This window comes from Aliidiomarina sp., from assembly GCF_022565475.1.
Taxonomy (GTDB): Bacteria; Pseudomonadota; Gammaproteobacteria; order Enterobacterales; family Alteromonadaceae; genus Aliidiomarina.
Genome location: NZ_JAIUMR010000004.1, coordinates 132,768 through 149,695, shown reverse-complemented (window position 1 = coordinate 149,695; position 16,928 = coordinate 132,768). Strand labels below are relative to the sequence as shown.

At 53.0% G+C, this 16,928-nt stretch carries 10 protein-coding genes; 2 read left to right on the top strand and 8 right to left on the bottom strand.

What is annotated here, in order from left to right; all coding sequences use genetic code 11:
* From LAT77_RS12375 to LAT77_RS05370, 3 genes are all read right to left on the bottom strand, one after another.
* Positions 1-1,509: a DUF1538 domain-containing protein gene (locus LAT77_RS12375; protein WP_367118132.1), complete on the bottom strand. Its 1,509-nt coding sequence runs from the start codon at positions 1,507-1,509 to the stop codon at positions 1-3.
* Between the two features lie 96 nt (positions 1,510-1,605).
* On the bottom strand, positions 1,606-2,931 hold the full coding sequence (gene chrA, locus LAT77_RS05375) for a chromate efflux transporter (protein WP_290563532.1): 1,326 nt from the start codon (positions 2,929-2,931) through the stop codon (positions 1,606-1,608).
* Between the two features lie 79 nt (positions 2,932-3,010).
* Positions 3,011-3,904 carry a LysR family transcriptional regulator gene (locus tag LAT77_RS05370; RefSeq protein ID WP_290563531.1) on the bottom strand — a complete coding sequence of 298 codons (894 nt, stop codon included), beginning with the start codon at positions 3,902-3,904 and terminating at the stop codon, positions 3,011-3,013.
* Positions 3,905-4,050: 146 nt separating this feature from the next.
* Here LAT77_RS05370 and LAT77_RS05365 point away from each other — a divergent pair, with 146 nt between their 5' ends.
* Together LAT77_RS05365 and LAT77_RS05360 are read left to right on the top strand one after the other, a co-directional pair.
* Entirely contained in the window at positions 4,051-5,163 is a 1,113-nt protein-coding gene (locus tag LAT77_RS05365; protein ID WP_290563530.1) for an efflux RND transporter periplasmic adaptor subunit, read from the top strand.
* 2 nt (positions 5,164-5,165) lie between these two features.
* The gene (locus LAT77_RS05360) at positions 5,166-8,228 is read left to right on the top strand and encodes an efflux RND transporter permease subunit (protein WP_290563529.1); all 3,063 of its coding nucleotides are present in this window, start codon (positions 5,166-5,168) and stop codon (positions 8,226-8,228) included.
* Positions 8,229-8,230: 2 nt separating this feature from the next.
* On the opposite strand, the gene LAT77_RS05355 is transcribed toward LAT77_RS05360, so the two are convergent.
* From LAT77_RS05355 to LAT77_RS05335, 5 genes are all read right to left on the bottom strand, one after another.
* Positions 8,231-8,890 (bottom strand): hypothetical protein, encoded by a 660-nt coding sequence (locus LAT77_RS05355; RefSeq protein ID WP_290563528.1) that lies wholly within the window; start codon positions 8,888-8,890, stop codon positions 8,231-8,233.
* Positions 8,877-9,353: a methylated-DNA--[protein]-cysteine S-methyltransferase gene (locus LAT77_RS05350; protein ID WP_290563527.1), complete on the bottom strand. Its 477-nt coding sequence runs from the start codon at positions 9,351-9,353 to the stop codon at positions 8,877-8,879. The genes LAT77_RS05355 and LAT77_RS05350 overlap by 14 nt, the downstream gene beginning before the upstream one ends.
* A gap of 16 nt (positions 9,354-9,369) precedes the next feature.
* On the bottom strand, positions 9,370-11,190 hold the full coding sequence (locus tag LAT77_RS05345; RefSeq protein ID WP_290563526.1) for a glycerophosphodiester phosphodiesterase family protein: 1,821 nt from the start codon (positions 11,188-11,190) through the stop codon (positions 9,370-9,372).
* 74 nt (positions 11,191-11,264) lie between these two features.
* Positions 11,265-14,972, bottom strand: a complete 3,708-nt coding sequence (locus LAT77_RS05340; protein ID WP_290563525.1) for an efflux RND transporter permease subunit — start codon at positions 14,970-14,972, stop codon at positions 11,265-11,267.
* On the bottom strand, positions 14,972-16,873 hold the full coding sequence (locus LAT77_RS05335) for an efflux RND transporter periplasmic adaptor subunit (RefSeq protein ID WP_290563524.1): 1,902 nt from the start codon (positions 16,871-16,873) through the stop codon (positions 14,972-14,974). Before LAT77_RS05335 ends, LAT77_RS05340 begins: the two co-directional genes overlap by 1 nt.
* Positions 16,874-16,928 lie beyond the last annotated feature (55 nt).

Below are 16,928 nucleotides of genomic sequence, written 5' to 3'. Positions count from 1 at the left end.
CTACGACCCCTCTGTTTCTGCCGCCTCAGCTCGCTCTCGCCAAGCCGTGACTGCTTGCGCAATAATTGCATAGCCCATTACCGTAACAATGGGGAAAATCGATGCAAATGCTATTAAACCAAAACCGTCAATCAGAACATTACGACCTTCAATGTGGGTGGCTAAACCGATGCCGAGTGCGGTAACTAGCGGCACTGTGACTTCCGAGGTGGTGACACCACCTAAATCGTACGCCAAAGCAATAATATATTTCGGAGCAAACACCGTCAGCGCAATCACGATGACATAGCCACCCATGACATAATAATGCATCGAGCCACCGGTAATAATTCGGTGCACACCAATGGTTATGCCAATGGCGACGCCAACCGCAACAAGGAGACGAATGACGTTGCCGTTCAATTTTCCATCGGCAGCTTCTTCCGCTTGCTGGCCAACCGCGATCAATGCCGGCTCCGCCATGGTGGTGGCAAAGCCAATAGCAAAAGCAAATAAGTAAATAAAAACGAAACCGTCACGCTGAATCAGCTGCTCAGCCATGGCCGTACCAATCGGAAACAAACCGAGTTTGAGGCCAACTACAAACGCATAGAGCCCAAAAATAACCAACAGGAAACCAAGGAGTACTCGCCGAGGGTTTGCCAATGGTCGGCGTAAAATCAGGTATTGGAAAAAGAGAATGGTAATGATAATTGGTAGAACGTCTCGGAACATTTCGAGCAGATCCATCAAAGCGGCTAAAAACCCAGTCGCTACTTGGGTGTCTGCACTCATCACCATTTCCGCTGTGATATCTGGCTCGGCGCCACTGAAGACAATAATGCCGTACACTTGCACGGAGATCATCGGCACCATGACCGCTAACGCAACTAAGCCGAAACCGTCAATGAGTGGATTGCGCCCCCGAATCGAGGATGCGAGACCAATTCCGAGCGCAGCAATTAATGGCACAGTAACAATATTGGTGGTCACCCCACCCGAGTCATACGCTAAACCAACAATTTCTTCTGGCGCGAAATAGGTCACAATTACAACCAAAATGTAGCCAATAATCATGAACCACTGTAATGGATAACCAAAAATGGTTCGAAAGACCCCAAGCGCAACCACCAAACCAACGGACGTGGCGACAATCAAACGCAATGTCAGCGCGTCAATGCGGCCACCGCTAATGTCTTGCGCTTGTTGCGCCACGGCAATGAGCGCTGGCTCTGCGACAACCGCAGAAAAACCAAGCGCAAAACCGAACGCAAGAAGAATGGGCACCGAGCCTTTACGAGCAAACTGATTCGATAAACTTTTGCCGACCGGAAAGATACTCAGTTCGAGGCCTTGCAAGAACAGCGCCACACCAATGGCGACAATGCCAATACCAATGGCCATGCTGACGCTATTGTCAGGAACAGTACGTAAGACCAACGCCTGAAAAACCAAAACGACCGCAATAATCGGAATCAGGTTTTTCAGAGCGTGAATGAGTGCGTGATAAAAATCCTTTAAATGTGCCAAACGATAACTTCACTGTGTTCACTGCGATTGAAAAATAGTAGCGGGAGCTGGGCGCCGGTGCAATGACCTAACGCAAAGTTTTGCCAACTCTTGGTGTTAAAAGAAATACTGAACGCCAATCCCCGCTACCGACATCATGCCCAATAACGGGAACAGCCCGACTTTCCGACCAAACATTAACAATAATGCGGCGGCTGTTAAGATCATGGCATACATGTCAAAACTGCGCAGATCGGGTAACAAGACCTGCATACCGAAGCCGCTAAAGGTCAGTTGTTCGGCGAATAAATAGTTTAATGCAAACCATAATGCGAGATTGGCAATCACCCCGACCACAGCTGCGGTAATCGCACCAAGTGCAGCACTTAAGCGCGGTTGCCCACGAAGTTTTTCAACATAAGGCGCGCCCGCAAAGATCCACACAAAGCAGGGCAAAAATGTCACCCACGTGGTCAGCAATGCCGCCAGTGTTGCCCCAAGTAAGGGGTGCATGCCCGTGGCGTCGCGGAAACCTGCGAGAAAGCCGACAAATTGAGTGATCAAAATCAATGGGCCTGGCGTGGTTTCGGCCAAGCCTAAACCGTCGAGCATTTCCCCCGGATTCAACCAACCGTAGTTTTCTACCGCCTGCTGAGCAACATACGCCAGCACGGCATAAGCACCGCCGAAAGTCACCACCGCAAGTTTTGAAAAGAATAACGCGACTTGCGTCCATACCGAATCGTCACCAACCAGCAGTAACAAGGCAACCAGCGTGCCTAGCCATAACGCTGCAGCAACAATTGCTGCCCGTTTTGTTCCGGGATGCACAACCACATCAATATCCGCTGCGGCGGGTGCTTGCGAGTCCCAGTGCCGTGCCAGAAACCAGCCAATCACACCGGCGCCAATGACCACGAGTGGAAAGGGCAAAGAAAAAACAAACAACGCAAGAAAGCCAGCAACGGCAAGCCCAACCGCAACGCCATGTTTAAGCGCCTTTTGCGACAGCCTCAGCATAGCTTGGGCGACAATGGCAAGTACCGCTGCTTTTAAACCGAACAAGAGACCTTCAACCGCGCCAACGTCGCCAAGCAAGACATACGCCCATGACAGGCCCAAAATCATGACTGCACCGGGCAAGATAAACAGTAAACCAGCAACCAGCCCACCTTTGACACCATGCAGTAACCAACCAACGTAGGTCGCCAATTGCTGTGCTTCTGGCCCCGGTAAGAGCATGCAGTAGTTCAAGGCATGCAGAAAACGCGCTTCACTCAACCACTGCTTTTCTTCAACAATCAACCGATGCATCAAAGCGATTTGTCCGGCTGGACCACCAAAGCTCAATAGACCGATTTTCCACCAAATTCGCAATGCGTCGCTAAAAGGAATGCTGTTTTCGGCGGCTGCTGTGGCCTGAGTGGTCTGGTGTTCAGACATAAGTCGCTCCGTAGTTTTTAGTCTTTCTTATTATATGGCAATTTTATGTCTGCGCCGTGACCGTTCAGTAAACGTGCATCTAACAGTGATGCTCTTGAGCAATGAAGCTCTCCCATAATAAGGTGCCGGCTGGGCCCAGTTGCGTACTGGCCAACTTGACCAAGTGGATTTCGGCGTGAATATGATCAAGAAAACCAGGGATGTCGACCTCGACGAGCTCGCCTTTAACCAACGACTGACGGACTAGATCGCGCGGAATAACTCCCCAACCAACGCCCGCTCGCAAAAACTGAACCATGGTGTGAGCGTCGTTCACTCGCAGTCGCGAACTTCCCGATAAACGATAAATTTGCTCTGGGCTAATGCCCATATTGAGCTCTTTTGGCAGCAAGTGCGGAATTTCACTGAGTGCATTGCGGCTGGTCGGCATGCCATGTTGTTCGACGAGTCGCCGCGCCATCACCACAACCAATTGAAACTCACCGAGGCGTAAGCTTTCAAAGTCGGCCATTTGTTGGAAGGTTGGCAACCAAGGTGTCAGCGCCAGTTCCACTCGGCCTTCGCGCACATGCTGTAATGCTTGCAACTGAGAATACCCAGCGATGAGCACTTCCGTGACCGGAAATGCGTGTTGAATTTGGTGCACGGCCGGTAATAACAAATCGGGATTACACGAATAATCGTAACCGACATGGAGTTGCGGTTCAGCACCGTCGCGCAGTTGCGCCACCACGGAGTTCAAGCGGTCATGCTGACGCAAGAGTTCATAAGCGTGGCGCAAAAACTGTTGGCCCTCTGCCGTCAGCTGCAAACGATAGCCGCTGCGATCAAGTATGGAAAAACCGACATCGTCTTCAAGCTTACTTAACGTTAAGCTCAAAGCCGGTGCCGTGCGATGCAGCGTATTCGCCGCCGCTTGTAAGCTGCCACTTTCGACAACTTGGGTAAGCACCCGTAATGGCCAAATTTTCATAGTAACTCGTTAAGTTTAATTTAATAAAACAACTAATTTATTTTAATATAACTTTATATTTTTGCACCCTATACTTAGGTTTATTGCTTTCGCTAACGTTCAGGCACGGCTGTTGCCAATACCGTCTGCATTTTAAGGAGTGTCCTGTGTCGCCAGCTCGCCCTCGTTTAACTCGTCACTATGGTTGGGTTCTCACCGCTCTTTTCTTGAGTGCCTGTTCACCGGCACCTCAAACCGAGGTAGCCGAACAACCGCGCCCGGTGCAGCTTCTTACCGTTGGCGCTAGTGCTGACAGTGAAATCCGTCGATTCCCAGCCGTGGTTGCCGCCACGCAAACGGCCGATCTAACCTTTCGGGTGGGTGGCGAAGTCACTGAGCTGCCATGGCGTCCAGGTCATGAAGTACAACAAGGTGACCTCATTGCAGCACTCGACCCAACTGACTATGAACTCGCTGCCGCACAGGCTCGCGCGCGGGCCGAACTGGCGCAAGCCCAATATGATCGACTGGCCCAACTCATCACCCAAAATGTTATTTCACAAGCCCAATTCGACGAAGCAAGTGCGGAGTTAGCGGTGGCCCGTGCCAACCTCAATACCGCCAGCGCCAATCTCGGCTATACCCGCCTGCGCGCACCATTTAATGGCGTCATTGCCAATTTACATGTGGAGTTATTTGAGAACATCGGCCCACAGCAACCGGTTGTTACCCTGCACGTCGACGACATGATTGATGTCAGCATTCAAGTGCCAGAGCGCCTGTTTTCACAAGTCCGTCGCGATACCGATTACCAGCCCGAGATCATTTTCGACTCATTGCCTAACCATGTCTATCAAGGGCAAATTCGCGAGTGGGATCGCATTGCCGACCCCGCAACCAATACCTATCGCGTGGTGTTTACCCTGCCCAAGCCTGCGGAAGGTAATATTCTGCCGGGTATGACCGCGACTGTCGTGATCGACGCCGCCCAAGTATTACCACAAGAGCAACAGCGCATCAGTGTCCCCATTGCTGCGCTATTCTCGCCACCGGGTTCTGCGCTTGACGAACAGGTACGGATGGTTTGGGTTTATACGCCGGATGCCCAGCAAAATCGCGGCCGCTTGAGCGCTCGTCGGGTCACCATTGGTGCCGCGACGAGCAGTGACGTCGTCATCGTACAAGGTCTCGAATCGGGAGAACATGTGGTGATCGCGGGGGTTCATCAACTTCACGAAGGACAAACGGTGCGACCATGGATTCGTGAGCGAGGACTGTAAGCATGAACCTTGCGCGCTATAGTATCGAACGACCAACGACCTCTTGGATTTTACTGTTTATTCTGCTCATCGGCGGATTCATTGCCCTGCAAAGCTTGGGACGTCTGGAAGACCCTGAGTTCACCATTAAGCAGGCGTTAGTCATTACCCCCTACCCGGGTGCTTCGGCGCAACAGGTCGAGGAAGAAGTCACCGTTCCGTTAGAAAACGCCTTGCAAGAATTGGAATACATCGACCATATCACCTCCACGTCGATGCCCGGCCAGTCGCAAATCATGGTGGAAGTGAAAGACACCTATCGCTCTCATCAAATTCCGCAAATTTGGGACGAACTGCGCCGTAAAGTCAACGACCAATCCCGCAACCTGCCTCCCGGAGCAGGACCGGTCATGGTCAAAGACGATTTCTCCGACGTCTTTGGTGTACTGCTCGCCCTCACGGGCGACGGTTATGATTTACCGGCGCTCAAGGACCACGCCAAATACCTACGGCGTGAGCTCGCGCTGGTTCCAGGCGTCGCTAAAGTCATTATTAGTGGCATGCAACAAGAGCAAGTCGTTGCTGAAGTTTCGCGTGCTCGTTTAGCCAACCTCGGTATACCACCGCAGCGTATTTATGAATTGTTAGCGACCCAAAATACCGTATCCAATGCGGGACGTGTGCGCCTAGGTGATCATGCCGTTCGCTTTGAGACCAGCGGTGAATTCACCTCCGTTGAGCAACTGAGCACTCTTATTATCAGTAACCCAGGCGCTCGCGAGCAAATCTACTTGGGCGATGTGGCAACCATTTATCGGCAGCTGCAACCGATTCCAACGCACGTGTTGCGCTTTAATGAACAGCCTTCACTCTGGGTTGGTGTCTCGTTTGCTCGCAATGTCAACGTGGTCGAGGTGGGTGCTGCTCTGAATCAGCGACTTGCCGAACTTGAAGCCAACACGCCAGTTGGTATGCAGCTGAATATTATTTACAACCAACCGGAAGAAGTAGACCGTTCCGTCTCTGGCTTCTTGCTGAATTTGGCGCAAGCCGTGGTGATTGTCATTGTTGCGCTCTTACTTACCATGGGTTTGCGCAGTGGCTTCCTGATTGGTTTCGTGCTGCTTCTAACCGTTCTTGGCACCTTTATTTTCATGTACCTGTTGGGCATTAACCTCCATCGGGTATCCCTCGGTGCCTTAATTATTGCCCTCGGAATGCTGGTCGACAATGCCATTGTGATTACCGAAGGTATGCTCGTTGGCGTTCAGCGTGGACAAAGCCGCTTGCGCGCGGCGCAGCATGTACTGCGACAAAATGCGTGGCCATTACTGGGTGCAACGGTTATCGCGATTCTCGCTTTTGCCCCGATTGGGCTGTCGAAAGACGCCACCGGTGAATTTGCAGGGTCATTGTTTTGGGTGTTGTTATTGTCACTCGGACTCAGCTGGTTTACCGCCTTAATGCTCATCCCGTTTTTGGGTGACCGCCTGTTCCGCAAAGGAATCAAGACGGCAGCAAGCGATGCCGAGTTGTACGGTAATCGGATTTATCGCGGCTACCGTAGCTTGCTTGCCTTCGCGTTGCGTTTTCGGGTTGGCACCATGGTGTTGATGACCGGACTGCTTGTATTTGCCCTGCTTGGCTTCACGCAAGTGAAGCAAAGCTTCTTCCCCAGTTCCAATACACCGGCATTTTATGTGGATCTTTGGTATCCACAAGGGACCGATATTCGGGCAACAGCCAGCGACAGTGCCAAGGCGGAACAATGGCTATTGCAACAACCCGAGGTCACGCAGGTAGCCAGCACCGTCGGTCAAGGCGCACCGCGCTTTACCCTGCCCTATATCGTTGAAATGCAGCATGAAAACTATGCCCAGCTCATTGTCCGTACGACGACACCGGACGTCTTGCCGAATTTGATTGCAAGAACCCAACAACAACTCACGGCTCATCATCCCGATGCCCGCATGCAACTGCGGCGGATGGAAATTGGTCCACCGGTCAAAGCCGCCGTGGAAGTTCGTTTTAGCGGCTCGGATCCAGACGTTTTGCGCCAGCTGTCATTGCAAGCGCAAGCCATCTTCCGTGCTGACCCAGGACTAAATCTGATTCGTGACAACTGGCGTGAGCGCAGTAAAGTCTTACGGCCGCAGTTTAACGAGTCCCATGCACGGCGAGTCGGCATTACCAAGCAGGATATTGATGACCTAATTCTGGCTAATTTCCAAGGCAAGCGCGTGGGCGTCTATCGTGATGGCACCAATTTATTACCGATCGTCGTCCGCGCCCCAGAAGAAGAGCGCGTTTATCTTGAGCAATGGCAGGACATTCAAGTCTATAGCCCAGCGTTGAACCGCTACATCCCGATGGCCCAAGTGATCGACAGCATGCCGCTCGCCTGGGAAGAGCAAATTATTCACCGCCGCGATCGCAAACGTACGCTTGCGGTCATGGCCGATGCGTATCCCATGCATGAGGAAACGCCCGCACAAATGTTTGCACGCGTGCGTGCCGACATCGAAGCGATTGCGTTACCGCCGGGCTATGAAATGCAGTGGGGAGGTGAGTACGAAGCGTCAAGCAAAGCCAAAAACGCGCTATTTGCGTCCATACCGCTCGGCTATTTAGCCATGTTCATTATTACCGTACTGCTGTTTAGTTCTGTGCGCAAAGCCGTGGTGATTTGGACCACAGTTCCATTGTCGATTATTGGCGTGACCTTGGGCTTGCTCTTGACCAATCAGGCCTTTAGTTTCATGGCTCTGCTCGGTATTCTGTCGCTCACCGGTATGTTAATTAAGAACGGGATAGTCTTACTCGAGCAGGTCAATACCGAAGAGCGTAGCGGCAAGTCCGGTTATCAAGCGCTGGTCGACGCGGCTGTTAGCCGGGTTCGCCCCGTCATGATGGCCGCGGTCACGACGATCGTCGGTATGATTCCGCTGTTGTTCGATGAGTTTTTTGCCAGCATGGCGGTGACCATTATGTTCGGCCTTGGTTTTGCGACATTACTCACGTTGATTGTGGTGCCCGTCATGTACAGCCTGATCTTGCGCCAGCGGCCACCGAAGGAGTCCGAGTAAGGCTAAATTTCCTCGTCGTCCTCAGCGTCAGTTTCAATCGGTGACATTGGCGCTGAAGGGCTCTCTTCTTCATTGGCGGTCGTTGGCAAACGCGCGTTGATCTGCAACGTCGTATACCCCGATCGCGGCATGTTATAACCCATTTCCATGATCAAGCCATTGGGCGTTTGACTCGCCTGCACCATCATCCGACGTACGTCCGGCGGCGTAATTAAATATCGGCTCACGTCCGAGCGCATGCGCAGGCGCTCATCTTCATCGTCGACCCCGGCGAGCAAAAAGAAAGTTCGCAACAAGGCGTTGGTGCCGAGCTCATGGCCACGGCGAAACTCAAGTTTGACCTGCGCGCCTTGCTCGTTGCCCGGTGCCGCTAACAAAGTGAATGCATAACGGTGCTCGCTCGAGGTCGTTCCCCAGCATACCCAGTAATTTTGGTACCCATCGCGACCAAGAATTTGGCCGCGCTCATAGTCGGTGTTGCACCCCCGCCATTGCGACAGGGTAAAGTCATTCAATACTTGCATTTGCCGCTGCACACTGGGTAATTCTCCCGGTGGCAAAGTCGTGCGTACAGGCTCCGAGCGACCACAACCACTCAGCGACAAAATAGCAACTAAGCCGATTGCAGCGCCGACAATTTTAACTGCATTAACGTGCTTCATGCGCAAGTAACCACTCCTTTTTGTCGAGTCCACCGCTGTAACCACCAAGTCTACCGTTTAGGTTAATGACTCGATGGCAGGGAATTAAAATCGCGATCGGGTTGCGGCCATTGGCCTGCCCCACCGCTTGAAAGCCCCGAGGACGAGACACTTGCTCCGCTAACCAACGATAACTTTCTGTTGCCCCATAAGGAATCGTGGTCAGTGCTTGCCAAACCTGTTGTTGAAACTCGGTGCCGTGCGGCACTAAAGGCACGGTAAACTGCTGACGCTGTCCGGCAAAATATTCAGCTAACTCTGCGCTGAGCTGCGACAACCACCCTTCGGCCTGCGCTTGTTCAAGCGGCTGGGGTTGCGCCTTTTCCTGAACATGAGTCCCAAAATCTAAGCCATAAATTCCTTTGGCCGTTGCCTTCATAGTGATTGGCCCAAGCGGGCTATCGACCACACGCGATGCGATCATGATGATTCTCCTCGGTTTACCAAAGTCGATAGCGAAAACGTAACAACCATCGTTCGACAGGGTTCAATTCCGCTCGTTGCTGCAACACGTCAGCCAGCACATCGGGGCGATCGGTTATAATGCCATCGACACCGATATCGATCATTCGTTCCATGCCAGCGACGTCGTTGACGGTCCAAACATGTACGCCCTGCTCCTGTGCGCGCAGGCGATTTAAATTTCTTGGGGTCGCTAAAGCCGCTCGAATACCATACATGTCAACGTCTTGCCCTGCCAGCCTGCCGACCGATGTATGCACCAGCAAACTGGTTCGCAATTGCGGCTCAATGGCGCGCGCTGCAGCCAAGTCCGCTGGAGCTAGTGACGCTAAAATGGTCTCATCGATGAATTCAAGCCGCCGAAGTTCAGCCACTACCATCGGCACTAAATCGGGCATCTGTGGCGCGCCCTTCACTTCTAAATAGAGTCCCGCTCGCCCGCGCAAGAGCTCGACTGCCTGCGCTAATGTGGGCAAACGCTCATTGCTAAACTCTGGCGCGAACCAACTGCCGATATCGCGATCCTGCACTTCACTGAAGTCCACCATCCAAATTGGTCTTGGCTCACCAGCTATGCGCAACATATCACGGTCGTGAATGAGTACTAGCTGACCATCGGCTGTATGACGCACGTCCAGTTCAACATAATCAGCGCCATCGACAATCGCGCGCTCAATTGCGGCTAAGGTATTTTCTGGAGCGTCCCACGAGTTACCACGGTGGGCGATATTAAGAACTTCCTCTGCCGGACGAAACTGCTGCACCGCATAGGTCACTTGCACCAGCGCAAACACGACCAGTACAACCTCAATACCGATGGCAAAAACACCCGTATTACGCGGCTCTTGGGTTTGACTCGGGCACGCTTTTTCACTCACACCTTGGTCTTCACAGTACTGATGATACAAGCGCAGCAAAGTTAAGCTATTACCACTGACGGCAATAAAACCAGCAAGTAAATTCGACAAGGCGTAACTTACCAACAGCACCAGTACCGTGAGAGCGATGATGCGATCCTGATCCGGTAATAAGCTAAATAAAGTCCAGCCGAGGCCGTCGAATAACCATGACACCAAGAATGGCAGCGACGCGAGCACCGCCGCGACCGACAACAAAGTCAGCGCAATTCTGCGGCGCGTGCCTAACGTGAGTTCGGCGCTCCGGTTCAATGCCGACACCGGCCCACGGTTTTCTAAAATCATGGCCGGTAATGCCATTGCCCAACGTAAATATAAATTACCGTGAATCAGCAGCACCCAGAGGCTGGCGAACGTAAAGCAGGCCAAGAACCACCACATCTCCGGCGGATGCGCGTTGATCACGTAATAAATATCATAGCCGCCTAGAAAGTGCTGAAAAGCCCAGCCAACCGCGAGTAGCACGGGTACCAACAAGACTAAATGAATGGCAACTTGCAGCATTGCTAGGGCCAGAATCGCTTTACTATGCAGCAGTAAGTACCACAGCGCCTGAGCTGCAGTGTGAAACTTACCTTCGCGGTTACGCGTGGTAATCAGCATCATTCCGGCATGCTGAAAAAACACCGCAACAGCAAGGAGCGTCAATGAAATCAATGCCCACGCCAAACCAGAAGGTTGCAATAAAAACCGCAACAAATCTTCGTTGCCAATTAAGCTGGTACCCGTGAGCGTGACCAAAGCGGTTAACAGCCAAGCACTGGCTGGCACTAATACCACCACCATTAAAATGGCGAAATACACATGAAAAGCCAACAACGACCGCCGGTGATAGCGGATGTTGCCGAGCACTTCTAATTTTAAACGAGCGATAGACAGCATCGGTAGCAGGCGTTCCTTGTTTGGCTTCTGTTTTTGCCAACATACTTTTTCAGAAAATCAGCTCGCACGCAAATTTAACCCATCGTTTTGTCGGCACGGTATTGTTGCCAACGGAGTCGCAACTCTTCGCGCCAGCAATAGAGAATGGGCACCACAAACATACTCAGCACCACAAAGGTCAAGCCACCCACGGTTGGAATCGCCATTGGAATCATTAGATCCGCACCGCGGCCGGTTGCGGTTAACACCGGGAAGAGCGCCAAGATCGTCGTTGCACTGGTCATTAAACACGGACGCACCCGCTGTAAACCCGCCTCGACAGTACGCTCGCGAATGTCAGCAATACTATGGCTGTAACCTTCGGCAAATCGTTGCTTCAGATAGGTGGCCATGACCACGCCGTCATCCACAGCAATCCCGAATAGAGCGAGGAAACCAACCCACACGGCAACACTCAGGTGGGTAACGTCAAACTGAAAAATCTCTCGTAACGTAACGCCTTGCGTAATAAACGGCAGGCTGAAATTGGCAAACCAACTCTGACCATAAAGATGCAGCATGATAAAGCCACCGGCCCAAGCAACTGCAATGCCGCTGAATACCATCATGGCGGTGCTCACTTGCTTAAACTGCAGATACAACAGAATAAAGATCAGCGTCAGCGACAGCGGTATCACCACCTGCAAGGTTGCCATCGCACTTTGCTGTTGTTGGTAGCTACCGGCAAAACTATAACTGACGCCCGGCGCTAGCTGCAGCGAGCCATTCTGACGCGCTTGCTGCAAGTGCTGTTGTGCTGCTTCAACGGCTTCCACTTCGGCAAAACCGTTTGCTGCTCCAAACGTGACATAGGCAGTTAAGAAGGTGTTTTCCGAGCGAATCATCTGTGGTCCACGCTGGAATTCAATTGTCGCTAACTCGGCTAACGGAATTTGCGCACCAGACGGGGTACTGACCAACACATTCAGCATACTTTCGATGTCATCGCGGCGTTCCCGTTGATAGCGCACGCGCACCGGATAACGCTCTCGCCCTTCAACGGTTCGCGTCACTTCCATCCCACCAATCGCTGCCGCCACGGTATTCTGCACGGCCGTAATGGAAAGACCATAACGGGCAATTTCATGACGTTGCAGGTGTACTTCTAAATATGGACTTCCGATCACGCGCTCGGCACTCACGGACGCCTGATTCACCCCTGGCGATTCCCGCAATGTCGCTTCAATGGCCAGTGCAGCGCTCTCCAATGTGGCTAAGTCGGGAGCCTGAACTTTCACGCCCATGGCTGCACGCATGCCGGTTTGCAACATTAGCTGACGCGTTTCAATCGGCTGCAAACGTGGCGCTGAGGTGACACCCGGAACCTGCGCGGCACGGACAATTTCATCCCAAATATCGCGTGGGCTGTGAATATGCTCACGCCAATGTCGATAAGGCCGGCCGCGTCGATCGATAATCAATTCGCCACGCTCGTCGCGGACAAACTCGCCGGCCGCGTCGACTTGGAAGTTTAACCGTCGACCATTGGCATCGGTCTTAAACTCGTTTTTGTAATTGATCACGGTTTCGATCATCGACACCGGAGCCGGATCCAGCGCGGTTTCCGCCCGACCAATTTTACCAACCACCGACTCCACTTCCGGAATCGCAGCAATGGCTCGGTCTTGCTGGCTGAGCACATCCAGAGCCTCGCCAATCGAGGCGTGCGGCATGGTCGTCGGCATCAGCAAAAACGATCCCTCGTCCAATGCCGGCATAAACTCCCGCCCCAAACCTGGGATGATAGCCAACCCAGCGATAATCACTAACGTGGGTAGCGCGAGGAAGATGGCTTTAAAGCGCAAACACCAACGTAGAATCGGCTCGTAAAGTTTGAGTAGCAGTGTGAAGCCACCGACAACAACGGCAAACAAAAACACCACAAACAGTGTATTGCGAACCGATCCAGCGGCTGGACCAAGCGGTTCCCACAGAGCAGCCAAGCCGATCATCACGACAACCACAAGTGCAATATAGGTCACGCGATAAATCGCCCGATGCCGTTTTAGCCAATGATCCAGCCCGCGCAAGCGGTCGCTGAGCAACATCCGTAGGAGAATCGGCACCACGACCAACGCCAACACAATGGCAGCAATCAGCACTAACGTTTTGGTATACGCCAAAGGGGTAAACAGCTTACCTTCGGCACCGGTCATGGTGAACACCGGTAAAAAACTAATCACAGTCGTGGCGATCGCCGTCAATACCGCTGGGCCGACTTCTTGGCTACCTTTGACAACTGCATCGTGAGCAGAAAGTTCAGGCTGTTGTTTGCGTAGACGGAGAATATTGTCGGTCACAATAATCCCCATATCGACAATGGTGCCTATCGCGATGGCAATCCCGGCTAGGGCGACAATATTTGCTTCGACGCCGAGCAAACGCATGCCAATAAACGTCATCAACACCGCTAACGGTAGCATTGCCGCCACGGTGAGCGCAGAGCGTAAGTGCAGCAACATTAACAGCACGACCGCAGCAGTAACTAACAACTGCTGAACGAGTGCATCGTTGAGCGTGCCCAATGTCTCGGTAATTAAGGTCGAGCGGTCATAAAATGGGACTAGTGTCACCTGACTCAAATTCAACCAACTCGGCCAACGTTCGCGCGGATGACTTTGTAGCCACTGTGCCCATTGCCGTTGTTCATTGTCGTCGAAGTTCAGCGTTGCCGAGCGGAATTCCGGCAACCCTTGTTGGTGTGCAAATGCGCTAACCTCGCTGACACTCACCTGTTGCCAGTCGACAACCGCACGTGCCGGTAAGCTCGGAGCGAGGCGGTCAATTTCCGCTTTGGCATTCTCAATCGCCGCTAATGGATTATATCCTTCGCGCACCGTCACCACACCACCGACCGCTTCAGCGCCAGCAACATCGAGTGCACCGCGCCGTTCGGCCGGACCAAGTCCAACGGTGGCGACGTCAGCAACGCGAATTGGCGTGCCGTTGGCGTTAACGCGCACAACCGCCGCTTCAATGTCCGCCAAAGCGCGGATAAAGCCAACGCCTCGGACCATGTACTCAACCCGATTAATCTCAGTTGTACGCGCACCAATGTCGAGGTTCGACTCGGCCACTGCCTGCATCACCTGCTCGAGCGAGACGTCGTAATAGCGCAGTGCGTCGGGGTCGACATCAATTTGATATTCACGCACATAGCCACCAATGGAGGCCACTTCGCTAATGCCTTCTGCCGCTAGTAAGCCATAACGCACGTACCAATCTTGAATCGCTCGCAGCTCGTCGAGATCCCAACCGCCAATGGGTTCGCCGTCTGGGTCACGACCTTCGAGTGTGTACCAATACACTTGTCCTAGGCCGGTAGCATCGGGCCCTAATGCGGGTTGCACACCGGTCGGTAACGTCCCCGCCGGCAGACTACTAAGCTTTTCTAACAGCCGTGAGCGGGCCCAGTAAAACTCAATGTCGTCATTGAATATCACTGAAATACTGGAAAAACCGAACATCGACAAAGTGCGCACGTCTTTCACGCCCGGAACGCCCATAAGCGCCACCGACAACGGATAACTCACTTGGTCGTCAACGTCTTGTGGCGAACGTCCAGGCCATTCGGTAAAGACTATCTGTTGGTTTTCACCGAGGTTTGGAATTGCGTCAACGGCGACCGGTGACGACGGTAAGCCAGTGTCCCAACGAAAGGGAGCCACCGCTACACCAGCAAAAATCACCACCACGGTGAGCAATGCAACCACTAGTTTATTGTTTAGCAACCAGTGCACCATTAGTGGTTTCCTCCCACTAGCACGCCCATATGGTCACCACAGCGCAGCATGCGCGAACCAAAGTAAGGGTTCAGCAGTTCATCGTGTTCTTGCAACCAATAAGCACCTTGGCCTCGGCGCGCCATTGGACAAAACATTAGGTGCAATTCACCGTGATGATAACCAGCTTCCGCCAATGCAATCATCGCTTGTGAATGGTCGTAAAATTGATCCCGGGCAACACTGATGCGACCGACGTGATGGGCATGACCGGCACCCGTGTTGAGCTGTGCTTCTTGCTCGGCCAAAGCACTCGGCCAGGACACAGCGGCCACTGCGTTATGAAAATCACTGGCCGCTTGTTGCCATGCAGGCAGGTCGTCACTGTGCAATGCCGCCCACATTTGGTGATAGGCTGCAAAGACTGAAGATGCATCGACACTGGCATCGAATTCAATGGTTGCAGTCGCTGCTGCTGTGTCGCTCGTTTGCGCTGGGGCGCTGTGCGCATTACCGTGCGCATTACCGTTCGCATTACCGATATCAGATCCCTGCTCGCTGCCTTGAGTGCTGCCGTGAGCGCCACCATGATCATGAACCGGTGCACCGCCTCCGCTCGGTGACATCATACTGGGTCGGCCGCGCAACTGTAGCTCGCTGTCAATCCGAAACGCGCCGCGACTCACCACAAGTTCTTCCGCTTCCAAGCCACTCAATACTTCGTAGCGGTCCCCCAAACGACGACCTAGCTCAACCTCGCGTGCCGCGAACGCACCGCTGTTGGCCTCCTCTTGCACATAGACAACCGCACGCTTACCGGTGATCAGTGGCGCGGATACTGGAATGGTCAAGACATCCGCGTGTTCTAGCTGAACGCTCGCGCGCACGAAACCGCCGGCGCTTTGCACCGATAATGATTCGTTTAATGCCACGCGCATTTCTCGTGTCCGGCGCTGGGCATCAATTCTTGGGGCTAACGCCACCACTTCGCCTTGCACCGCATGGCGCGGATGCCCCGGCTGGCTCACTTCAATAGTTAATGTTTGCCCCGTTTGGAAGTAGTGCAGATCACGTTCAAAGACATCCAAAAGTAACCACATCTTGTCACTGTCCGCTAACTGCAACAGCATCTCGCCAGTGGCAACGTAGTCGCCTTGGCTGACCATACGGCCAGTGACCAAGCCTGAACTTGGGGCGCGAATCACTACCCGCTCGCTAATTTTTCCTTGCACAATAATCTCGTCAATTTGCGCGGTCGTTATCCCTAACAAACGCAAACGCGATCGCGCTGCTTGCAGCGTTAGTTCAGCTTGTTCTTGGATCTGTCGGGGGTTTTGACTGCGGGCCACTTGCACCGCTTGCAGCAAATCTTGCTGTGCCACTAACAGCTCGGGGCTATACAATTCCAGCAAAGGCTCGCCCTGCTGTACATACGCACCGGTAAAGTTGACATATAAACGGTCAATGCGGCCGCTCGTCCAAGCACTAATCGTCGTCAGGCTGCGCTCGTCATAATCGAGCGTGCCGGTTAGGCTGATGTCTTGTGTCGCCGCACCACGTTGCGCAGGCTCAGTTTGCAATCCGAGCAAGGCCAAACTGCGGCCGCTAAATTCAATCCTTACGACCTCACCATCATCGTCACCGCCAGATGCGACCGGAATCAGCTCCATGCCGCAAATTGGGCAACGATCATTTGGGTCGGTCGAGCGAAAGGTGGGATGCATCGAGCAGGTGTATTCTTGCGGCGCAGCAAACAGCGCTTGGCTATTCTGCGCGGACGAACTCGTTTGCTGCCCAGATGCATGAGCATGACTGTGGTTATGAGCTTGTAACGCGTGTCCAATAGGACTCACGAACAGAGCCAGAACGGTAAGTAGACAAACCACGCACTTCGTGCGATTACAAAGTGAACGCTGAAACATAAATGGATTCCTAACCAAAGCAAAAAACATGAACGCAAAGTGCGCCCTGTCACAA